Below are 20,265 nucleotides of genomic sequence, written 5' to 3'. Positions count from 1 at the left end.
GCTCCTCAGGATGGGGAGCGGGCAGGCTGGCTCCGCCCGGAACCGGAAGGTAGAGGGGCGGCCGTCATGCCTGATATCAAACCGGCAACCGAAACTCTGGAAAACAACCCCATGCAAAGTAGAACCGCTACCTTCGGGTTACCGGCGGTGGCGGTAGCTAAATCGCTATGAAGTCTGGTTTAATTGACCCGCAGGCGCAAAACCTGAAGCACCTCGCGCCCACTCCGGAATGACCATCGAGAGACCAGGCAGCGACGCTGCCTACCACGCATAACGCACCGTTCCCTTGCCGGCGTAGGAGCGCGTCACGTTGGAGAACTCGCCCTCGAAGCTTGCTGCCGCCGACCAGCCGTTCAGCCATTTCATTTCGGCGGAGGCGGTGGTGAGGGCGGAGTCGCTCGCAGCCCGTGCGCCGTTGACGACGAAGCTTGCGCCGGGGAGCGCCTGGAATGTCGCCGCGACGGAGTGATCCGGATTGAAGTCGTGGGCCCAGGCGGCGCGGCCGCGCAAGATGAGGATGCCGTTACCCATGGCGAAGGATTTGTCGGTGCGCAGGCCGAGCTCGCTGCGCGTATCGGTGACGCTCTTGGCGGCATAGGCCAGTGCGAAGGCATTGCTGCCCGAGACGACCGTCTCGGCATAGGCCGGCAGATTGAACGTCGTGAACTGGCCCGCGGCATAGGGCGTGAGGCCGATGCCACCGATCCACGGTGCGACAAAGCGATAGCCGCCTTCGAGACGGCCGCTCCACGCATTGGCGTTGAACTCGGCGCGCAGATGATCGACACTGGCGAGTGTCACGGTGCGATCGGTGGTGACGTCCTGCCAGCCATAGGCGAGGGCAGCCGAGATGTAGCTCGGACCGTTGTTGTGGCGGACGTATGCGCCGGCCTGGAACAGGTCGGAGCGGCCCGTGCCGCCGCCTTTCACGGAGAAGTTGGTGCCGCCGCCGGCGAGCGCGAAGCCGGCCATCGTCTGCGGCGAGAACCAATGTTCGGCGCCGGCGGCGGTGCCGAACAGGCGGCTGGTTGCGCTGTTCGATCCCTGTGCGGTGTTGCCATCCGTCGTCTGTGATCCGGCGAAGCCGGAAGCCCACACGCTCCAGCGCTGCTCGAAGGTCGTCGCGGAGGGCGCCTTGGCAAACATCGCAAAGGCGTCGCGTGCTGCACCTGCCGGCGCGCTGTCGGCGTAGGCCGGCGGAGCGGAGCCGACGGTGTCGCGCGCCGAGCCGGAGGGATCGGTGAGCAGGCCCATGAACTGGCCCATCGCCTGGAACGTGGTTCCTTGCGAACCCGCCGCGGTCTCGCCCGAGGCCTGCGTCAGGCCGGGCGCCGTCAGCCCGCTATAGACCAGCGAGATGCCGCCATTGGCGTTGAACGCGCTGATGATGGCGTTGCCGACCTTCTGCTGGTTGCCGGAAAGGCCGCTGCCCGGCGGCGCAACGAAGGTCAGGATCAGGTTGAGATAGGCGTGGGTGCCGTCATAGCTCAGCTCGGTGTGGAAGTTCGACGGCAGGTTGGTTTGGACGACTGAACCGAACGTGCCGTCGATGCTGCCGGCGGTCAGGATCGTGTACTGCTTGGCGACGTAGCTGCCATTGGCATAGACCGCTTGGAGCGTCGATCCGCCCAGCGTCGCCGTACCCGAGACGTTGGCGTAGCTCGACGTCGTCGGATTGATCTGCACCATGTAGAAGGCGCCGGATTGCAGCGCGAGGCTGCCCGCCACGGTCAGCGACGAGTTGGCGGTGCCGTTGCCGGCCGCGAGCGTGCCGCCGGCGTTGACGGTTGTCGTGCCAACGGTGCCGCCGCCGCCCAGGGTCGCGCCGCTGCCGACGGTAACGCTGCTCGACGCCGCAATCGATCCGTTCACGACGAGGGCGCCCGCATCGACAATTGTCGCGCCGGTGTAGGTGTTGATACCCGAGAGCGTCAGTGTACCGGTGCCGACCTTGACCAACGATGTCCCGGTGAGGCTCCCGTCGCCGGTGAGCACGCCGGTGACGGTGGTCGACAGATTGTTGCTGCCGACCGTCAGTTCAACGCTATTGAGGTCGAAGCGGCCGTTGCCGGCGATGGAGGCGGCTGTGAGTTTGCCGTCGCTGCCCGGGCCGGGGGTGAAGAAGTCGAACACGGCGGTGGACGCGGTGTTGATGAGCTGCGCGTTGTCGGGCGTCGAATCGCCGTCGAACAGCACATTGCCGCTATTGATGATGATCGCGTTGCCGGCCGTGGAGTTGCCGTAGAATGCCAACTGATTGTTGTTGGTGATGGTGGCGTTGCCGGCCGTCGCGTTGGTTTCGAAGGTTAGCTGGGCGTTGTTGGTGATGGCCGCATTGCCGGCCGTGGCATTGGCGCTGAATGCCAGCGTGCCGGCGGAAACCGTGGCGCCGGAAAAAGTTTCCGCGCCGGTCAGGGTCAGCGTGCCGGCGCCGGACTTGGTCAGGGCGCCGCCGCTGAGATCCTGGCTCAGAACGAAATTGTTGGTTGCGTCCGCAGTGTCGAATGTGCCGCCGCCGGCGCCCAGATTGATGCTGCGTGCGGTGGTGCTGAATGTCGTGCCTGATATTTGGAGGGTGCCGCCGTTGAAGGTCAGGCCGCCCGCGAGGTCGCCGAGATTGGCGTCCGAGGCGACGCTGACCGTTCCGCCGGCAAAGGTGGTGCCGCCGGTATAGGTGTTGGCGCCCGTTAGCGTCAGCGTGCCGGTGCCGATCTTCACCAGAGAGGCACCGCCGCCGCCGTAGTTACCGCCGTCCACGATCGCGCCGCTGACGGTGGTCGACAGATTGTTTCCGCCGACCGTCAGCGCGTTGGCGCCGAGGTAGAAGATGCCGTTGCCGGCGATCGAGCCGGCGCTGAGCTTGTGGTCGCCGTTCGGGCCGGAGCTGCCGGAGAAATCGAACACGGCGTTCGGGTCGTTGTTGATCAACTGCGCATTGCCCGCGGTCGCGTTGTCCGTGAAAGAAGTGTTTCCGACGGAACTGAAGGGCCCGTTGCCGTTGTTGGTGATGACGGCATTGCCGGCCGTGCTGGTGCCATCGAAGGATAGATTATATGCGTTGTTGATGGTCGCGCTGCCCGCCGTGCTGGCGCCACTGAAAAACATCGCGAAATTATTGGTAATGGTTGCGCTTGCTGCGGTACTCGAGGCGCTGAAGGCCAAGACGAAGTTGTTGGTGATGCCGGCGCTTCCCGCCGTGCTGGTTTGATTGAAGCTGATTATGCCGTTGTTGGTGATGCCAGCATTACCGGCAGTGCTCGAACCGTAGAAGGTGAACTGCCCGCCGTTGTTGATCGTCGCGCTGCCAGCGGTGCTGGTGTCGTAGAAAAACGCGCTGTCGGTGCTGGCGAGGGTGATGGTGGCGCTGCCGGCCGTGCTGGTGCCGTGGAAACTCAACGAGCCGGCATAGCCGTTGAGGTTGATGTTGGCGCTGCCAGCCGTGCTCGAATTGTAGAAGCCAACGGCGGTGTAGTCGCCGCCGGTGATGCTGGCGTTTGCGGCCGTGCTCGAGTCGTTGAAGATGAGCTGGCCACGGGTGTTGTTGGTGATGGCGGCGCTGCCGGCCGTGCTCGTGCCGTAGAATATCAAGCCGCCGTTGTTGGTGATGGTGGCGCTGCCGCCGTTGACGGTGATGCCGGCCCCCCCGAAGCTCAACTGACCGCTGACGTCGAAGGTGTAGCTCGAGGCGCCCGCATTGAAGGTCCAGCCGCCGACCGAGGCACTCGAGATCACCAGGCTGGTGGTGTTTGAGGTGCCGAAGGAGGCCGTGCCCCCCGGCACGACGCCGCCGTCCCAGTTCGAGCCGGTGCCATAATCGTTGCTGCCGGGAGAGGCGAGCCAGGTCGCATCCTGTGCAAGGGCGGGCGCGGCCGGCAGCATCCAGGCCAGGGCCAGCGCCGACGACGTCAGCAGTACGGCCCGCAGCCGGCGGGTCGCTTTGAAACAATCTTTCCTCAACTCGTCCCCCATCACGCGTCAGCGAGTCCGTCTCCGACAAGACTCTTCTCATTGGCTGGGGGTGGTGTCCTGATAAGCGGCCGGCAAGTTTCTGAAAGTTTCTGATATTTCCGTTTCAGACCCGCTTTTCGGGCATTTTCGACAGACTTCCGCTATATGAGCGGTCTGGAGAGACGCCTTGGGGGATGACGTGCTTCGTTTCGCCGGCTTCGAGCTGGACCGGCCGCGCGCTGAGCTGCGCGGGACCGATGGGGTTGCCATCAAGCTCCGGCCCAAGACCTTCGAGATGCTGCGGCTATTCGCAACCAGCGGCGGCCGGGTGCTCAGCAAGCAGGAGCTGATGGAGGCGGTCTGGCCGAACGTCCATGTCGGCGAGGACAACCTGTTCCAATGCATCCGCGAGCTTCGCACCGCGCTCGGCGACGAGCGGCGGCAGCTGATCAAGCTCGCCTCAGGCGGCGGCTATCTGCTCACGGCAGAGGTTGAGGCCGAGGCCGAGGTTATGGCGGACGCCGAGGCGCTTCCGCTCGCCCAGGCCGAGGCGGCCGGGCCTGCAGCGCCGGCTGAAGGTGCCCCGCTACAGGTGAGCACGCAGCGCTCCATCTCCGGTTTGAGCCGGCGGGCCATGGTCGCAGCTTTGGCCGGGCTCGGTGTGATCGTCATGGGGCTCGCGGTCGCCGCGCCGGTGTTGAAGCCGGACCTGCTGTTCAGGCGAACGGCGCCGCGCATCGCCGTGATGCCGATCGTTGACGCCAGCAACGATTCGCGCGGCGCCGGGATGGCGGAGGAGGTCACCGGGCGCCTCACGGACGGCTTTGCGAAGATCCAGAACATCAGCGTGGTTGCGCCGCGATCGCCGGCGCTCGCGGGCGTCGAAAGCACCAGTGCGCGGGCCGCATCACCCGACTACGAAATCCGCGGCGAGTTGCAGCATAGCGATCAATCCTGGACGCTGCGGGCGCGGATGATCAAGACAGCGACTGGCGAGGTTCAGTCGGTCGTTGCGGCTTCGGTCGCCGCGGACGAGTCGGACGCGCAGCTTGCGCAGTCGCGGCTCGCCGCGGGCGTCGGTTATGTGCTTGCGCGCCGCTTGAATGAAATTCTGGAGCCGAGTGTATCGTCATCCGCGAGCCGCAAATCGTCCGCAGGCGGCGACAAGGTCGCCGTCGAGCAGGCGCTTGCCTCGATCAACCAGACGACGCGCGAGCGCTTTGACGCGGCGCAGGCGATGTTGCAGAAGGCGCTCATCGACGACCCCGATAACGCCGATCTCGCCGTAGCGCTCGCTTCGCTGCAGATGCGCGGCATCCAGATGGTCTGGTTCAGCCCGGAGGAGGCGGTTGCAGTCGAGGCAAAAGCCAATGCGACGCTCGAGCGCGCATTGCGGTCGAAGCCGAATTCAATTCCGGTGCTCGAGGCCTACTGCCGCTTCCTCAGCGCCACCAACCATTTCGTGGAAAGCCTCGTCACCTGCGCCAAGGCACTGAGCTTCGATCCGTGGAACGGGTCTGCGCTCTATCTGATCGGATTGGGCCAGATCTATCTCGGCCGCTTCGACGATGCGCTCGCGACATTCCAGCAAGCCGATCGTTACGACACGCCGCCGGCCTCGCGCTGGACCTGGCTGCTCGGCGTGGGCCTGGCGAATGTCTTGATGGGGCGCGACGAGGAGGCGTTGCCATGGCTGCAACGCTCGATCGCGATTACGCCGGGGACCGGCCGCTCGCACTTTCTGCTCGCCGCCGCCTACCAGAGAATGGGCCGCCTCAAGGAGGCGAGGGCGGCGGTCGCGGAGGGATTGAGGCTGCGGCCCGGCACGACCCGGCTCAACGTCTCGCCGCCGATGAAGAACGCAAGTCCGGTGAATATAGCAGCCTGGGGACGCGTCGTGCAGGCCGTGGTCGAGGCAGGGTTGCCGGAGCAGTGAGGGCGGTTGTGCAGCCGCGTGCTTGGTCGTCATGCCCGGGCTTGTCCCGGGCATCCACGTCTTTGATCCCGTGTTTGGAGGCGCGTGGATGGCCGGGACGAGCCCGGCCATGACGGAGAGAGCTGTGCTGCCTACCGCCATCTCCGGTGCAGCCACAGCCACTGCTCCGGATATTCGCGCACCCAGCCTTCTACCACGTTGGTGATCGCCTGCGTCGTGCCCTGGACGTCGATCTTGCCCTCGGCGTCGCGCACCGGCGTGATCTCCTCGGTCAGCTCGGCACGGAAGCGATAGCCGGGAAGGCGGATGATGCGCACGCCGTGGATGGGGCATTCGACCTGGCGGAGCAGCCGCGCCAGCATCGGATTGGCGCGGGTCTTGCGGCCGAAGAAGGTAACCTCGACGCCGCCGGTCAGATATTGATCGACCAGCATCGCGACGTGCTGCCCGTTCCTGAGCGCTTCGCCGAGCCGGAACGGCGCGTCGCGCCCCGCAGGGATCAGCGTGCCCATGTTGACCTGGCGCATCTCCTGGATGATGCGGTCGGCGGAGGCGATGTTGGGGCGGCGATAGAGGATGGCGGCATCGAGCCCGTGCGCGACGGCGGCGAGCGCCGGTAGTTCCCACATGGCAAGATGTGAGGTGAAGATCAACGCCGGCTTGCCATCATCCCTGATTTGGTCGAACAGCTCGATTGTCCGCGGCGGCAGCTCGATGCGGCTGTTCTCCGGGTGGGCGCGATCATAGTCCCAGACACGATCGATATGGGCGAACTCGGCGCCGTAGCGACCGAGACTGTCCCACACGCCTATCAGGATTTTTTCAATCTCCTCGGGCGATTTCTCGGGGAAAGCTGCCGACAGATTGGCACGCGCGATCTTGTGCTCGCGCAGGCGAGGGCCGATCAGGCGGGTGACGCGGGAAAAGAAATTCGAGGTCTTGAGCGGATCGAAATAGCGCGTTGTGCGCAGCATGCCGACGGTCGCGGCGCCGATCAGGCTCCCGCTGATCGATTTCGCAGCCTCCCGCGCGCGGGCCTTCGTGCTCGCAGTCAGCAGCGCCATGCGTCCGATCAGGCCGGTTCGCGGGTCAGGATCAGCGAGGCGTTCTGGCCGCCGAAGCCGAACGAGTTCGACATTACGGCGGTGACGCGGGCATCGCGCGCGGCGTTGCCGACGACGTCGAACAGGATCGTGGGATCCGGATTGTCGTAGTTGATGGTCGGCGGAATCCGCTGATGCTCGAGCGTGAGCAGCGAGAAGATCGCCTCCACGGCGCCTGCGGCCGAGATGGTGTGGCCGACCATCGACTTGTTGGAGGTGACCGGAATCTTCTGCGCGAGCTCGCCGAACACGGCCGAGGTCGTGTTGAATTCCATTTTGTCGTTTTCCGGCGTCGCGGTGCCGTGGGCGTTGATGTGGTCGATCTGGTCCGGCGTCATGCCGGCATCGGCCAGCGTCTTGTTCATGCAGCCGATGATCGGCTTGCCGTCGGGCGAAGAGCGGGTGCGATGGAAGGAATCGGTGAGTTCGCCGCAGCCGGCGATCACGCCGAGAATCTTTGCACCGCGCGCGGTCGCCGCCTCATAGCTTTCCAGCACGAGGGCGCCTGCGCCTTCGGCCATCACGAAGCCGTCGCGATTCTTCGAGAACGGCCGCGAGGCGGCCTGCGGCGGTTCGTTCTGTGTCGAGAGCGCGGAGAGCAGCGAGAAGCGCACCAGCGCCTCCGGATTCACGGTGCCGTCGGTCGCGACGCACAGCGCAGCATCGGTCTCGCCGCGGCGGATCGCCTCGACGCCGAGCTGGATCGAGGTCGCCCCCGACGCGCAGGCGGTCGACAGCGAGATCGGCGAGCCCTTGGTGCCGAAGGTCTCGGCGAGATAGGCCGCCACCGAGCCGAACATGAAGCGGTGATGATAGGCGTTGTACTTGCCGCCGCCGGAGATGCGCAGGAGATCATCGTAGGTGAAGTCGGGCTTGCCGACGGCGCGGCCGAGCTCGCGGCGTTGCGGCCATTCCACCTCGACCGGCGCGACCGCGAGGAAGAGGGGGCCCGGGAAGTCGCCCTTGGCGCCGATGCCGGCCTGATCCAGCGCTTCCTCCGTCACCATCTCGGCCATCCGTTCGGAGAGGCCGGTGGAGGAGAACGGATCGACGCTGACGAAATCGACCGTGCCGGCCATCGTCGTCTTCAGCCCGTCGGTGGGAAAGCGCGTGATGGTGCGGATGCCGGATTGCCCGGAAACGAGCTTAGACCAGTTGTCGGCCTTGCCGGCGCCGAGCGAAGTCATGATGCCCATGCCGGTGACGACGACGACGGGCCGTCCGAATTTGTCGCGTGGTGCTGTCATGATTCCCCCGCTCGTCTCAATCGTCCCAAACAACCAGCCGAACGCGTGTTAGCTGACCGCTTCCACCAGCGCCATGCCTTCGCCGCGCCAGTGTCCGGCTCCCACCACCACAATCTGGGTCGGAGCCGACTGCATTTCAATCTCGAGACCGGTCGAATCGTTCGGCGGGAACAGGGCTCCGCGCGAGAGCGACAGTGCGGCGAGCGCAATTCCGAGCGGGAACTGCGTCTCCATGGTGTGGCCGAACATGGTACCGGTGGCGCGAACCGGGAAATCCGCATGGCTCTCGAGGAAGGTGCGCTCCTCGGCGGTCGCCGGCTCCGCGCCGGTTGCCCCCGTGATGATCGCGCCCTTGCCCTCGCGCCTGGGCAGCTTCGACCACAGCTTCTGAAGCGTCGCGGTCAACTCGCCCGGCTGCTTGCGCCTGGCCAGATCAGCCACCACGCTCGTCAGCTTCGCGAACGGTTTTGCGCCGCGCGCTTCCGCATGGGCCTTCGATTCCAGCACCAGGAACGCTCCGGCCGAGCCGAGCGCGAAGCCGGCGTGGTCCTTGCGCGCCCAGACCGGAGCGAACTTGTCCTTCAGGTTGAAGTCGCCGAACTCGTAGAGGACCATCAGGTCCTTGCGCTCGCCATTATGCGAGCCGCCGACCAGCGCAATGTCGCTCTCGCCCGAGGCGATCCGTGCCAGCGCGATGCGCGTGGCATCCGCGCCTGCCACCTCTTCGCCCATGAACGTGCGCGAGGTGCCGCCGAGACCGTGCACGATGGCGATGTTGCCGGCGAGCAGGTTGGAGAGCTGGGCCAAAAACAGCGTCGGCCGCAGATCGCTCATCAGCCGCTCGTTGAGGAAGCCTGGCGCATTGGCGCCCTTGGCCTCGGCCGTGAGCACGCCGGTATCGACGTTGAGATCGCGCTCGCCGCCGCCGGCCGCGACCACCATGTCGATCTTGGACAGAATGTCCTTGTTGCCTTTGATCCCGGCGGAGTCGAGCGCCAGGCCCGCGGCATAGGTGCCGATGCGCTGCCAGGCTTCCATCTGGCGCTGGTCGCCCTTCTTCGGGATCTGACTGTCGAAACTGACCGGCATCAGGGGATGCACGATGAAAGGGGCAAATCCCTTCTCGTCCACGTTGATACGCCGCTCGCCGAGCGCGACCCAGTTGGCGTCCAGCCCTTCGCCGAGCGAAGTGGCGAGCCCAATACCGGTGATCCAGACTTCCGTCTGGCCGGGCTTCGTAGCAGGGGTGTCAGTCATGGCGATACGGCCTGTTGCGGAAAGCCGATGCGCTTGGCGAACGCGTCCATGTAGCTGCGCATATCCGCATTGGGGAAGGGAATCTGCGTGAAGGTGAGCGTCGAATTCGCGCGCAGCTTGCCGCCGACCCTGATCTTGGCCTCGGTCATGGCATAGCCCGAGCCCTCATGGGCAAGGGTTGCCTCGATGCTCATGAGATCGCCGGGGAAGACCGAGCCGCGGACCTTGGCCTCCTTGACGGCGGCGAGGATCGGCATGCGCTCGAACTTCAACACGCCGAGCTGCAGCCAGCCCGAGGCCTGCGCCATCGATTCGATCAGGAGCACGCCGGGCATCAGGGGATAGCCCGGAAAGTGTCCCTCGAAGATGGTGCTTTCCTTCGGAACGAGCGCCTCGACGACGATCCGCTTCTCGTCGACGTTGAGGTCGACGATGCGATCGATCATGTGGAAGTATTCGAGTTGCATGGTCGCGCGATCAGGTGCTCGCGCCCTTGGCCGCCACCAGCTCGTCGATGCGCGCGCACAGGTTCTTCAGCACGAAATACTGCTCGGTGGTCGCCTTGCCGTCGTTGACCTCCTGGGTCCACTTCTCCAGCGGCAGCTTGATGCCGAACTGCTTGTCGATCGCGAACGCGATGTCCAGGAAATCGAGGCTGTCGATGCCCAGATCGTCGATGGCGTGGCTATCCGGCGTGATCGTGTCGCGCGGGATGTCGCAGGTTTCAGCGATGATCGTGGCGACCTGATCGAATGTAGAGGACATCACTAAGCCTTTGATATATTGTAGCTATTTTTCAGATTTTCCAGAGAGGCACGGTGGGCGGGCATCGCGCCCCGAGTGATGCCCTCAAACGCCCTCTGGCCGGGTCGAGTGCCCGTATATCGGAGGGCAGCTCTGAGTTCAATGGAGCCGGGCGGGGCCTAAGAACAGGGCTGGGGATGCCGGTCGAAGCCCCGCGAACCGGGCCTCTCGGGGCCGGCTGCCTAGATATGCGGCGTCGTGATCTTCACGCAGTCGCGCCGGCCCATCAGGACGCAATCCTGGGTCCGGCGCAGGTCGGCAATGCTGACCGCGAGCCAGATCCCGATCGCGGTCAGCGCGATGGTGAAGGCGAGGGCTGCGATGTTGGCGAGCATGCGGTGGCGAAAGTCGTCCGGCTCGTCGCGGGGCTGCTCATAACGCGAGAGGTCGAGCGGTTCCGGCGCGGGCTGGGCGCGCAACGGCTGAACGGTACCGTTCCCCGGCCGGGGCGCGGCCTGAAGCTGGCTGCGCGGCCTGAACTGGAGCACCCGGTGCTCGCCGTCCGAGGTTATGGGCCGCTGGGTTTTCATGCCAAAGGATCAGTCGCGGATCAGCTTTCAAAGCAGCGAAATTTAGATAGCACAGGGCTGCGAAGCGTTGCAGAAAATCTTCACAACGCTGAGGTGCATTGGCGATTTCGGAATTATTTCTCCGAGGCCGTTTCCTGTGTCTCTTGGAACCTAATTTGCCGTCCCGGCCGTCATGGCATAATCGTACGGACGTCCAGGACGTTTCCAGCAACCTTTGAGGGTCTTTCATCATGACCAACACGCGCGAGCCAAGAGTGCACCCGGTGCAGATCCTGTCGCTGAGGCCGACGCAGATGACGGTCGGCATGCGCGAGGTCAAGGAGAAGCGCAAGCGCTGGCGCGAGCAGGACAAGGAGAAGCAGGCGGACGCGCTGGGCAGGCACATGATCCCAGTGGTCTACGGGCCGGACCAGCGCTACTACGTCATCGACCATCATCACCTTGCCCGCGCGCTACATGACGAGGGCGTCAAGGACGTGCTGGTCACCGTCGTCGGCGACCTCAGGATGGTCGAGCGCGAGGCCTTCTGGGGCGTGATGGACAACAAGCGCTGGGTCTACCCTTACGATGCCAAGGGCGAGCGGCGGCATTTCAAGGACCTGCCGAAATCGGTCGCCGATCTCAAGGACGATCCGTTCCGCAGCCTCGCTGGCGAACTCCGCCGCATGGGTGGCTTCGCCAAGGATACTACGCCGTTCTCCGAATTCCTGTGGGCCGACTATTTGCGCCGCAAGCTGTCACGCAAGGCGGTCGATGCCAATTTCGACAAGGCGCTGGAGAAGGCGATGGCTGCCGCAAAGATCAAGGACGCGATCTATCTGCCCGGCTGGTGCGGACCGGCGGGGGATGACTAGGGCGCGACGCTCACGTCAGTCGCGCTGGAAGACCTTGGCGCCCGGATAGACGCGCCGGGCGTATGTCACGACCAGCTCCCGATCCTGCGTCTCCAGGAAAGGGGTGCGGATCTGGCACGACCCGACGATCAGGTGCCACAGGCCATTAAGCTTCTGAACGAAGACGTTCATTTGAGTGTTCCTCGACAACTTTGCATTCCGGCAAAGGCTGCTTGTCAGCGGCAGCCTTGCCATTCACGATCGTGATCCCGAGCGCAAAATTCCCAACACGACTCGCGCCCAACGTAAAACGACGGTGACTATTGTTGGTCGCGCTATCCGAGAGTGGAGTTCGCGCGGTGCATGCGTCGTTTTGGACTAGTCTGGAGCATAAGAAACTGTCGCCGTCGCTCAATTGTACGAGCCGATGCGGAGGGCATAAGAAGGGATGAGCGGGCTAAACCAAAGTATTCCGTTGTTTGCCGGAGCGTTCCTTGCAGGACCTCATCACGGTCTCTTGAGCGAAATCGTTTTCCTGCCGCACGAAAAGATCCTGAAACAAAGCCGTTCCATGCTTCGGGGATCGAGCCCAAGAAGGAGGAAGGAATGCGCCGTCTGGTCTTCGCCGCCGCCTTGCTCGCGGTCGCCGCAGTAGGGTTTCATAGTTTCATCTCGGCTTCGCTTGCCGTAGCTCGCGAAGCCAAGGCAGCGACGTTCGCCGAACGCTTTGCCCCAGCGAACGAGTTGATGGCGAAGCACTGACTCCGTCGCGCGAGACGCGCGCATCTACGCGGCGGCCCCCATACATCGGGCGGCAAATTCGGCAATGAGGGCTGTGATTTCCGCCGGGCGCTCGAGGCTGGGCAGATGTGCGACACCCGGCATCTGACGACCTTCCGCGCCGGGTACCGTCGCTGCCACGTGACGACAGCGTTCCTGAACATGGGGAAAGTCGAGATCGCCCCAAATCACAAGGGTCGGCACGGCGACGTCATTGAGGCGATGGAAGAAGGGTTGAATGTCGATGTCCGATCCGAATGGCGAGGCGCGGAGCGCGATGCCGTTCATGTCAAGGAACAGGTCGCGAGCGGGGCCCGCTACGCGGCCTTCCGGGGCCAATGGTCCGTCCAACAAGAGACGCGCCTTCATCGCGTTCAACCGGTCCAGATCGCCTGATGCCTCAATCCCCTTTGATTGCGTCATCAGCTCATCGATTTCGGGAGGATAGATCGGATCAGGTGCGCCTGCGACATTGGGCGCGATCAGAACGAGGGCGCCAACACGCGATGGGTGCCGGAGGGAGGCATCAAGCGCGATGCGTCCCCCGAGGGAGCAACCGACGAGGACTGCGCGCTTGCCGTCTGCGGTAGCATCCAGCACTGCCACGAGGTCTGCGAGGGCGGAGAAGTCCTCCAGCTCGGCGTGAGTTTCGCCGAACCCGCGCCGGTCATAGCCAATCGCCTTATGCGTGGCGCCTAGCCCAATTAACTGGTCGCGCCACATGCGCCGGTCGCACACGTTGGCATGAAGAAAGATGATGGGAGTGCCGCTGCCCACGATCTCCGTTGCGAGCCTGGCACGACCAGACGTGACATAGTGCATAAATTGCAGGTCCAAAAAACGATGACGTCTGCGAGCGAGCTCGATTGAGTCCAGAACACCGGTTGCTTGCATGGGCGTGCTGCAAATGTTTGATTGGTAGAGTGATGCGCAGGGACTAGCGCTCCCGCGTGTCTCGTCTCGCCGTTGTCTCGACATCATGCGGCTCCTTCTCGCCGCCGAGCGCGCGGTGCAGCCAGCGCTCGGTGCGGTTGCCCACCGTGAGGATCAGGAAGGCCAGGGCGAACGCCGTGCCGATGATCAGCCACTCTCCGGCGCCGCAGGCAATCCCGAGGCAGGCCGCGAGGAAAGTGCAGGCGGCGCTGGTGAGGCCGCGCACGCGAAAATGCTCACTTTCGTGGACGATGACGCCGGCGCCGAGAAAGCCGATGCCGGTGAGGATGCCCTGGATGACGCGACTGGTCGCGTCTGAGATCTTCCCGGGCTCGGCGAACTGGACCGCGAGCAACACGACAGTCGCAGTCGACAGACCGACGATGCCGAGCGTCTTCAACCCGATCGGCTTGCCCTGCAGATCGCGGTTCAAGCCGATGGCGCAGCCTGCGAGCGTGGCGGTGCCAAGCCGCAGCATGATCTCGGGCCAGTCGAGCGGCGCGATCATTGTTTCGGCAGGCGCCCCATCAGGTAAAACTCGTCGTTCGGTCGCATGCCCGTGAAGTTCGCGAGCCGGTTCGACATCGCGAAAAACGCTGCGATCGCAGCGATGTCCCAGATGTCGTCGTCGCTGAAACCGTGGGGGCCAAGCGCGGCGAAATCCTCCTCCGAAATCCGCTGTGCGTCGGCCGAGACCTTCATTGCGAAATCGAGCATCGCTTTCTGCCGCGGCGTGATGTCGGCCTTGTGGTAGTTCACCGCGACCTGGTCGGCGATGAGCGGATTCTTGGCGCGGATGCGCAGGATCGCGCCGTGCGCGATCACGCAATACTGGCACTGGTTGGCCGCCGAGGTTGCAACCACGATCATCTCGCGCTCGGCCTTGGTGAGGTCGGAGTCTTTCTCCATCAGCGCGTCGTGATAGGCGAAGAAGGCGCGAAACTCGTCGGGCCGGTAGGCCAGCGTCAGGAACACGTTCGGCACGAAGCCGCTTTTCTCCTGCACGGCAAGGAGGCGCGTGCGGATGTCCTCCGGCAGCGCGTCGAGGGCCGGAGTGGGGAAACGATTTTCGGAGGGTTTGGTCATCGGCATGGTTTTCCGGATTGGGGTCGCAACCATAGTCGAGGCGGGTGCCGTGCTCAACGTCCGGACTATCCCCGACGGGCAAGGAAAGTCCTCAGAACGAAGAATTACGACTATCAGATGCTCTGCACCGATCTCATCGGGGAAAAAATGATTCCGCTGAAGGCGATGATCAAGGCTAGCGAAGTCAGAGATTTCGGCAAGCTCATCACACACGAGGAAGAAGAAGTTCTTCTGGTATTATCGGGTGAAATCGTATTACACACCGAATTCTACGAGCCCACGGTCATGCCTCTCGGAGGGATGCCGGCGCCTGGCAAGGGCCTCCCCAAAATCCGCAATTCAATCGATCCAGAAGAGGGAAAGCGCATGACCCAGCCTTCTACATCCCGCCGCAACCTTTTGAGCCTGGGCGCCGTGGGCGTCGCGGCAGTCACCGTCGCCGCATCAGGCACGGGCGCGCAGGCGCAGTCGTCGACCAACACTCTTCAGCGCATTCGCGACAGCGGAGAACTCAAGATAGGCGTCGCGCAAGGCGAACCGTGGTTCTACAAGGATGCGCGGTCGAATGAATGGTACGGGATCGGCTGGGGCGTTGGCGTCGCTCTTGCGCGCGATCTCGGCGTGAAGCCCGTTCCGGTCGAGACTACATGGGGAAACGCGGTTGCCGGCCTTCAAGCAGGGCAATTCGACGTCATGTTCGTGCTCGACGCCACGCCACAACGGGCACTGGCCATCGACTTCCCGGTCGAGCCGATGTTCTGGTATGCGCAGGGCCTGTTGGTCCGCGACGGCCTCACGGCGAAGTCATGGGCCGAATTCAACAAGCCGGAGGTCAGGATAGGCGTCGTCCTCGGCACCTCGCCCGATCGTGATATCACGACGAGACTTCCCAACGCGCAGATCGAGCGCTTCCCGTCGGGCGATGAAACTGCGGCTGCCTTCCAGGCCGGTCGCGTCGATGCGATTTCGCTCTTTCATCCCGCGCTTGTGATGCTTCAGGCGCGCGTCAAGAAGGGCACAGTCGTCCTGCCTGAGCCCATTCGCGCCTCGAGCACGAGCGCGGGTGTTCGTCGCGATACCGACAAGACCTGGCGCGACTGGCTCGGGCTGTCGCTCGCCTACTACTATGCGACCGGTGAGACCCAGCGGATCTACGAGGACTACCTGAAGTTCCGGAGCATCGACGTTTCGAAAGCTCCCGCGATCGTTCGCGAACTATGGAAATGATAGTCCTGTCGTAACACTGCGTTTTCCCGCTGGCCGCAAGTGCGGAAGTAGCTGTCGTGCGATATACCTGGGACTTCAGCCCCGTCTGGAACAACGCAGGCTTCCTTCTCGGTGGCCTGCTGAATACTCTCTGGCTGTCAGCATGCGCCATTGTTCTCGGCATGGCGATCGGCCTCGTTCTCGGACTCATGCGCCTGGCGAAGTCCCGGGCGCTGTCGCTTGCGGCCACGGCGATCATCGAGTTCTACAGGAACACACCTCCGCTCGTTCATTTCTTCTGGTATTTTTACGGCTTGCCCATCGTCACCGGCGTAAGCCTCAGCCCCTTTTCGGCAGCCCTGCTGGCGCTGTCAGTCCAATCAGGTGCGTTTTTCGCCGAGGTTTTCCGGGGCGGCATCGTTTCAATCGAAAAGGGCCAGTGGGAAGCTGCGCGCGCCCTTGGCATGAACTACACTCAGCTCATGTGGCGGATCATCCTGCCCCAGGCCATGCGCAGGATGGTGCCGCCTCTGATGGAGCGGTCCTTCGAGTTGGTCAAGACGACGGCGCTTGCAGCGACGGTCGCTTACGGAGAGCTGCTCTACCGGGCGATGACGGTCGCCTCCCAGAGTTTCCGGCCGCTAGAAACCTATACGGCGGTGGCGGCCATCTTCTTTACCGTTCTCCTGGCCGCAAGCCTCGTCATGCGTCGGGTCGAAGCCCGCCTGCACGGAAACGGCGACTGACATGAGCTACGAATTCCAGTTCGCCGAAATCTTCGCCAACACCGACCTGCTGTTGCGCGGCATCGGCCTGACCTTCGCACTCTGGGCAATAGCCTTCACGTTCTCACTGATCGTCGGACTATTCCTCGGAATCGCCAGAAGCTCTCAGCGCAAATGGATCAATTGGCCGGCCTCGCTCTACATCGAGGTGTTCCGGAACACGCCCGTCCTGGTCCAACTGGTATGGTTCTACTACGCGTTTCCGGTGCTGACGGGCCTCCAGACCACACCGTTCGTCGCCGCAAGCCTGGGACTCTGCCTGAACACGTCCGCCTATTGTGCAGAGATCTATCGTGGCGGCCTGCAATCGATTTTCCGAGGACAATGGGAAGCGGGACGTGCCCTCGGCATGCCGTATTGGAAAGTCATGCAGCGGATCATTCTCCCGCAGGCGCTGCGGCGGATGATTCCCGCATTCACAAACCGTGGTGTCGAGCTCGCCAAGATGACCTCGATCGCCTCCGTCATCACGGTCAATGAGCTGATGTATCAGGCCCGGTCCCTGAGCACGCAGACATTCCTGCCGCTCGAAACTTTTACGGTCGTGGCGATCATCTACTTCGTCCTGATCTATCCCGGCACGCTTGCAGCATACCTGCTCGAGCGCCGGCTGAATGCCAGGGGAGCCTGATCCTATGGACAACGACATTCTGCGGGTCGAGAACCTCAACAAGAGCTTCGGTGATAATCACGTGCTGCGCGGCATCGACCTGGCGGTGAAGCCCGGCGAACGCATCGCCATTCTTGGCTCGAGCGGGTCCGGTAAGAGCACCTTCCTCCGCTGTATCAATTTCATGGAGACGCCTTCTGATGGCCGCATCTGGCTCGACGGCAAGGCAATCGGACAAGCGACCGGCAAGAACGGATCAGGCGCAATCCGCTATAGCGAAGCCGAACTGTGTCGGCTGCGCACCCGGATCGGAATGATCTTCCAGCAGTTCAACCTGTTCCCGCACAAATCCGCGCTTGAAAACGTGATGGAGGGGCCCCTCTCGGTGCTCGGTAAATCCAAATCGGAGGCGGCCGCCAGAGCGCGCCACTACCTCGCCAGGGTGGGGCTTGCCGAAAAGGCCGACCAGTTTCCGGCTCGGCTCTCGGGTGGGCAGCAGCAGCGCGTCGCCATCGCGCGAGCGCTCGCGATGGATCCCGAGATACTGCTTTTTGACGAACCCACGTCTTCGCTCGATCCGGAGTTGGTCGGCGAGGTGCTGCAAGTCATCCTTGGTCTCTCCAAGGAAGGCCGCACGATGCTGCTCGTCACGCACGAGCTTGGCTTTGCCTATCATTTCGCGACGCGCGTACTCTTCCTTCATGAGGGGCGCATCCACGAGGAAGGGGCGCCCGAGCAGGTGCTCAAGACACCCCAGAAAGAACGCACCAAAGCCTTCCTCAACCGCTTCACCGAATTCAGCTTCTAGGCATGGTCCGATGATCGAGAGCAAGGGCGCTCAGACGCCAGTGGAAGACCCACGCAACGCGCACGTGTTGATCTGGCTCAACGGCAGGCTGGTTCCCAGATCAGAGGCCTTGGTCTCGATTTTCGATGCCGGCTTTGGCCTGGGAGACGGTGTCTGGGAAGGCATTCGCCTCAGTCGCGGCAACCTCGTCCTGGTGGACGAGCATCTGAAGCGGCTCTACCAGGGGGCCCAGACGATCGCGATCGACATCGGCATGACCGTCGCCCAGATGCGAGCCGCTCTGGAGGAGACTGTATCCGCCAATGGAATGGAGGATGGAGCGCATCTCCGCCTGATGGTCACGCGTGGGGAAAAGAGAACCGTCCACCAGGACCCGAGGAACGCTCTCGGCAAGGCGACCGTCGCGATCACGGCCGAGTACAAGCTGCCGGATCCGGAAATCAAGGCTTCCGGAATGAAGATCGCAACCTCCACTTTCCGATGCAGCAGTCCGGATGTCTTCGACCTGCGGCTGAACTCGCACAGCCGCCTGAATCTGATTCAGGCCCTGCTTCAGGCCATCAGCTGCGGTGCCCACGAGGCGCTGATGCTGGATCCGTCGGGCTTCGTGTCGAGCTGCAACTCCACCAACTTCTTCATTGTCCGCGATGGCCGGGTCGAAACATCCACGGGACGCTTTTGCTTCAAGGGAATCACGAGGGCCAAGATCATCGAGAGCTGTGCCGGCCTCGGTCTCGAGTGTCGTGAGCTGGACTTCACCCTGGCAGAGGTCTACGGGGCTGATGAGGCGTTCGTGACCGGCACGTTCGGCGGCGTGACGCCGGTGCGTTCGGTGGATGGACGTCGGATCGGCGATGGGCTGCCGGGTCCCGTGACGCTTGCCCTCGCACGTGCCTACGAGGAACGATTCTACGGCGCCTCGAAATGAACGAGGCGGCGTCAACTCTGACAGCGCAGGTTTGCCGGTTTGCGGCGCAGCTTCGGATCGAAGACATACCCGCCGAGGTTCGCAAGAAGGCCAAACTTCATGTCCTCGACACCCTCGGCTGCGGCCTCGCGGGCGCGGGAACGTCGCTTGCGCGACAGCTCCTGCAATACCTCCGGCTGGAACACGCCCACGGGAGCGTACCTGTCTTCGGGGCGGGTATGCAATTGGGCCCGGCCGCTGCCGCCTTTGGCAACTCAGCATGCATGAATGCTCTTGATTACGATGACGGCTATGAAATTGCCGGAAAGGGCATGGGGCACCCCGGCGCCACGATCATTGCCGCCGCCACGAGCGGATCGTTCGTGAACCGTGTCAGCGGCAGCGAGTTTCTCACGGCGGTCGTCGCCGCTTACGAGATCAACAATCGGCTCATCCGTTCAATTCAGCCGACGATCGAGCGCTTTCGCGAAGTCTACGGCGTCTGCCAGCACCAGACGGTGTCCGCCTGCATCGCATTCGGCAAGCTCTCGCAGCTTGACGCTGACGAAATGAACAACGCCGTGGGGCTCGCCGCCACGCTTTCCAATGTGCCGAGTCTGCGGAAGTACAACTTCGCTGAGCGCCCGCTGATTTCGCTCAAGGACTTCAATGCGCCCGCGGCGGAGGCGGGCGTCCGTGCCGTGCAAATGCATGGATGCGGCATCGTCGGATCGAAAAGCGTGCTGGACGGCCCGACCGGGCTATGGCGGATGCTGGGCTCTGATTGCTTCGAGGAGGAGGCGCTCACGGCCGGCCTGGCCCACGAATGGGCTATCCTCGGCAGTACCTTCAAGACCTATCCGGTGTGCCGGTGGATGCACACCGCCATGGAAGCCTTGGAGCAACTGATCAGGGACAACTCGCTCGGCCCCAGCGATATCGACCATGTTGTCATTCATACATCGATTGGTCTTTGTCGGGATTTCATGGATCCTGCACCGGCGACGATGGTGGATGCGCAGTTCAGCTTCCCTTACGCCTTCGCGGCTCTGCTTCTTGGGATTCATCCCGCTTCCAACTGGTATGCCCGCGAGACCTTGGAGCGAACCGATCTGCTTGAACTGGCCGGGCGAGTTCGCGCGGAAGTCGATCCGGCGATCAATGACTTGATGAGCGGCGAGCGGCGCCGGCCGGCTGGCCGCGTCACGGTCACGAGCGAGGGGAAGTCATATGCGTCGCCCCTCATTGAATTCGCGCTCGGCAGTGTCGAACGGCCGGCCTCCGAGGAGGTCATCCGGAGCAAGTTCATGGACAATGCGACGCCCGTCATTGGACAAAACGCTGCCGAGGAGATTTGGTCCCGTGTCGACATATTGGAAGCCGTATCCGATGTCACGGACGTGCTTCGGCTGGCAGTTCTCCCTGCGACACCGTGAAACGCATATCGTCGCCACGAAAAGACGCAGCGCCGTGCCGGCATCCGGCAAGTTCG

General features: G+C 63.4%; 20 protein-coding genes. 9 read left to right on the top strand and 11 right to left on the bottom strand.

Annotation, left to right across the window (positions count from 1 at the left end):
• Positions 1 to 261: 261 nt before the first annotated feature.
• Complete coding sequence (locus SO139_RS11940) at positions 262 to 3,957, bottom strand: autotransporter outer membrane beta-barrel domain-containing protein (protein ID WP_498540080.1); 3,696 nt, start codon at positions 3,955 to 3,957, stop codon at positions 262 to 264.
• Between the two features lie 178 nt (positions 3,958 to 4,135).
• Between SO139_RS11940 and SO139_RS11935 the strand changes: the two genes are divergently transcribed.
• A complete protein-coding gene (locus tag SO139_RS11935) occupies positions 4,136 to 5,884 on the top strand; it encodes a winged helix-turn-helix domain-containing protein (protein WP_498540079.1) in 1,749 nt (582 codons plus the stop codon).
• Between the two features lie 131 nt (positions 5,885 to 6,015).
• Here the strand turns inward: SO139_RS11935 and SO139_RS11930 are convergent, their stop codons facing one another.
• The 6 genes from SO139_RS11930 to SO139_RS11905 all read right to left on the bottom strand — a co-directional run bounded on the left by SO139_RS11930 (position 6,016) and on the right by SO139_RS11905 (position 10,825).
• Positions 6,016 to 6,948 (bottom strand): lipid A biosynthesis lauroyl acyltransferase, encoded by a 933-nt coding sequence (locus SO139_RS11930; protein WP_498540078.1) that lies wholly within the window; start codon positions 6,946 to 6,948, stop codon positions 6,016 to 6,018.
• Between the two features lie 8 nt (positions 6,949 to 6,956).
• Positions 6,957 to 8,234, bottom strand: coding sequence for a beta-ketoacyl-ACP synthase (locus tag SO139_RS11925; protein ID WP_449378852.1), 1,278 nt, complete (start codon positions 8,232 to 8,234; stop codon positions 6,957 to 6,959).
• A gap of 48 nt (positions 8,235 to 8,282) precedes the next feature.
• The gene (locus SO139_RS11920; RefSeq protein WP_449378851.1) at positions 8,283 to 9,491 is read right to left on the bottom strand and encodes a beta-ketoacyl-ACP synthase; all 1,209 of its coding nucleotides are present in this window, start codon (positions 9,489 to 9,491) and stop codon (positions 8,283 to 8,285) included.
• Positions 9,488 to 9,958 (bottom strand): 3-hydroxyacyl-ACP dehydratase FabZ family protein, encoded by a 471-nt coding sequence (locus SO139_RS11915; RefSeq protein WP_027523670.1) that lies wholly within the window; start codon positions 9,956 to 9,958, stop codon positions 9,488 to 9,490. The genes SO139_RS11920 and SO139_RS11915 overlap by 4 nt, the downstream gene beginning before the upstream one ends.
• A gap of 10 nt (positions 9,959 to 9,968) precedes the next feature.
• Positions 9,969 to 10,256, bottom strand: coding sequence for an acyl carrier protein (locus SO139_RS11910; protein WP_254094404.1), 288 nt, complete (start codon positions 10,254 to 10,256; stop codon positions 9,969 to 9,971).
• A gap of 221 nt (positions 10,257 to 10,477) precedes the next feature.
• Positions 10,478 to 10,825, bottom strand: coding sequence for a hypothetical protein (locus SO139_RS11905; protein WP_449378850.1), 348 nt, complete (start codon positions 10,823 to 10,825; stop codon positions 10,478 to 10,480).
• A gap of 230 nt (positions 10,826 to 11,055) precedes the next feature.
• Between SO139_RS11905 and SO139_RS11900 the strand changes: the two genes are divergently transcribed.
• Positions 11,056 to 11,679, top strand: a complete 624-nt coding sequence (locus SO139_RS11900; protein WP_449378849.1) for a ParB-like protein — start codon at positions 11,056 to 11,058, stop codon at positions 11,677 to 11,679.
• A gap of 15 nt (positions 11,680 to 11,694) precedes the next feature.
• On the opposite strand, the gene SO139_RS11895 is transcribed toward SO139_RS11900, so the two are convergent.
• A complete protein-coding gene (locus tag SO139_RS11895) occupies positions 11,695 to 11,850 on the bottom strand; it encodes a hypothetical protein (RefSeq protein WP_449378848.1) in 156 nt (51 codons plus the stop codon).
• A 414-nt stretch (positions 11,851 to 12,264) separates the two neighbouring features.
• On the opposite strand from SO139_RS11895, the gene SO139_RS11890 reads away from it, so the two are divergent.
• Complete coding sequence (locus SO139_RS11890) at positions 12,265 to 12,420, top strand: hypothetical protein (protein WP_449378847.1); 156 nt, start codon at positions 12,265 to 12,267, stop codon at positions 12,418 to 12,420.
• Positions 12,421 to 12,444: 24 nt separating this feature from the next.
• Here SO139_RS11890 and SO139_RS11885 read toward each other — a convergent pair whose 3' ends face one another.
• From SO139_RS11885 to SO139_RS11875, 3 genes are read right to left on the bottom strand one after another with little or no spacing between them, the layout of a single operon-like run.
• Positions 12,445 to 13,332 (bottom strand): alpha/beta fold hydrolase, encoded by an 888-nt coding sequence (locus tag SO139_RS11885; RefSeq protein WP_498540077.1) that lies wholly within the window; start codon positions 13,330 to 13,332, stop codon positions 12,445 to 12,447.
• A 43-nt stretch (positions 13,333 to 13,375) separates the two neighbouring features.
• Positions 13,376 to 13,876, bottom strand: coding sequence for an MgtC/SapB family protein (locus SO139_RS11880; RefSeq protein WP_449378902.1), 501 nt, complete (start codon positions 13,874 to 13,876; stop codon positions 13,376 to 13,378).
• Positions 13,876 to 14,457, bottom strand: coding sequence for a peroxidase-related enzyme (locus SO139_RS11875; RefSeq protein WP_449378845.1), 582 nt, complete (start codon positions 14,455 to 14,457; stop codon positions 13,876 to 13,878). The genes SO139_RS11880 and SO139_RS11875 overlap by 1 nt, the downstream gene beginning before the upstream one ends.
• 366 nt (positions 14,458 to 14,823) lie before the next feature.
• On the opposite strand from SO139_RS11875, the gene SO139_RS11870 reads away from it, so the two are divergent.
• From SO139_RS11870 to SO139_RS11845, 6 genes are read left to right on the top strand one after another with little or no spacing between them, the layout of a single operon-like run.
• Complete coding sequence (locus tag SO139_RS11870) at positions 14,824 to 15,684, top strand: transporter substrate-binding domain-containing protein (protein WP_449378844.1); 861 nt, start codon at positions 14,824 to 14,826, stop codon at positions 15,682 to 15,684.
• Between the two features lie 56 nt (positions 15,685 to 15,740).
• Positions 15,741 to 16,409 (top strand): amino acid ABC transporter permease, encoded by a 669-nt coding sequence (locus tag SO139_RS11865; protein WP_449378843.1) that lies wholly within the window; start codon positions 15,741 to 15,743, stop codon positions 16,407 to 16,409.
• Between the two features lies 1 nt (position 16,410).
• Positions 16,411 to 17,079, top strand: a complete 669-nt coding sequence (locus SO139_RS11860) for an amino acid ABC transporter permease (protein WP_449378842.1) — start codon at positions 16,411 to 16,413, stop codon at positions 17,077 to 17,079.
• 4 nt (positions 17,080 to 17,083) lie between these two features.
• The gene (locus SO139_RS11855; RefSeq protein ID WP_449378841.1) at positions 17,084 to 17,866 is read left to right on the top strand and encodes an amino acid ABC transporter ATP-binding protein; all 783 of its coding nucleotides are present in this window, start codon (positions 17,084 to 17,086) and stop codon (positions 17,864 to 17,866) included.
• 10 nt (positions 17,867 to 17,876) lie between these two features.
• Positions 17,877 to 18,794, top strand: coding sequence for an aminotransferase class IV (locus SO139_RS11850; RefSeq protein WP_449378840.1), 918 nt, complete (start codon positions 17,877 to 17,879; stop codon positions 18,792 to 18,794).
• Entirely contained in the window at positions 18,791 to 20,209 is a 1,419-nt protein-coding gene (locus tag SO139_RS11845) for an MmgE/PrpD family protein (protein WP_449378839.1), read from the top strand. The genes SO139_RS11850 and SO139_RS11845 overlap by 4 nt, the downstream gene beginning before the upstream one ends.
• The last annotated feature ends 56 nt before the right edge of the window (positions 20,210 to 20,265 follow it).

Source organism: Bradyrhizobium sp. UFLA05-89 (genome assembly GCF_059803475.1).
The sequence above is the reverse complement of the archived record's forward strand: the minus strand, read 5'-3'. Positions and strand labels throughout refer to the sequence as shown.

Bases quoted from the DNA above. Each gene is read 5' to 3' on its own strand.
- SO139_RS11905 (WP_449378850.1), bottom strand. From the start codon at position 10,825: ATGAAAACCCAGCGGCCCATAACCTCGGACGGCGAGCACCGGGTGCTC.
- SO139_RS11895 (WP_449378848.1), bottom strand. From the start codon at position 11,850: ATGAACGTCTTCGTTCAGAAGCTTAATGGCCTGTGGCACCTGATCGTC.
- SO139_RS11870 (WP_449378844.1), top strand. From the start codon at position 14,824: ATGACCCAGCCTTCTACATCCCGCCGCAACCTTTTGAGCCTGGGCGCC.
- SO139_RS11875 (WP_449378845.1), bottom strand. From the start codon at position 14,457: ATGACCAAACCCTCCGAAAATCGTTTCCCCACTCCGGCCCTCGACGCG.
- SO139_RS11845 (WP_449378839.1), top strand. From the start codon at position 18,791: ATGAACGAGGCGGCGTCAACTCTGACAGCGCAGGTTTGCCGGTTTGCG.
- SO139_RS11900 (WP_449378849.1), top strand. From the start codon at position 11,056: ATGACCAACACGCGCGAGCCAAGAGTGCACCCGGTGCAGATCCTGTCG.
- SO139_RS11860 (WP_449378842.1), top strand. From the start codon at position 16,411: ATGAGCTACGAATTCCAGTTCGCCGAAATCTTCGCCAACACCGACCTG.
- SO139_RS11910 (WP_254094404.1), bottom strand. From the start codon at position 10,256: ATGTCCTCTACATTCGATCAGGTCGCCACGATCATCGCTGAAACCTGC.
- SO139_RS11855 (WP_449378841.1), top strand. From the start codon at position 17,084: ATGGACAACGACATTCTGCGGGTCGAGAACCTCAACAAGAGCTTCGGT.
- SO139_RS11930 (WP_498540078.1), bottom strand. From the start codon at position 6,948: ATGGCGCTGCTGACTGCGAGCACGAAGGCCCGCGCGCGGGAGGCTGCG.
- SO139_RS11920 (WP_449378851.1), bottom strand. From the start codon at position 9,491: ATGACTGACACCCCTGCTACGAAGCCCGGCCAGACGGAAGTCTGGATC.
- SO139_RS11850 (WP_449378840.1), top strand. From the start codon at position 17,877: ATGATCGAGAGCAAGGGCGCTCAGACGCCAGTGGAAGACCCACGCAAC.
- SO139_RS11925 (WP_449378852.1), bottom strand. From the start codon at position 8,234: ATGACAGCACCACGCGACAAATTCGGACGGCCCGTCGTCGTCGTCACC.
- SO139_RS11915 (WP_027523670.1), bottom strand. From the start codon at position 9,958: ATGCAACTCGAATACTTCCACATGATCGATCGCATCGTCGACCTCAAC.
- SO139_RS11885 (WP_498540077.1), bottom strand. From the start codon at position 13,332: ATGCAAGCAACCGGTGTTCTGGACTCAATCGAGCTCGCTCGCAGACGT.
- SO139_RS11890 (WP_449378847.1), top strand. From the start codon at position 12,265: ATGCGCCGTCTGGTCTTCGCCGCCGCCTTGCTCGCGGTCGCCGCAGTA.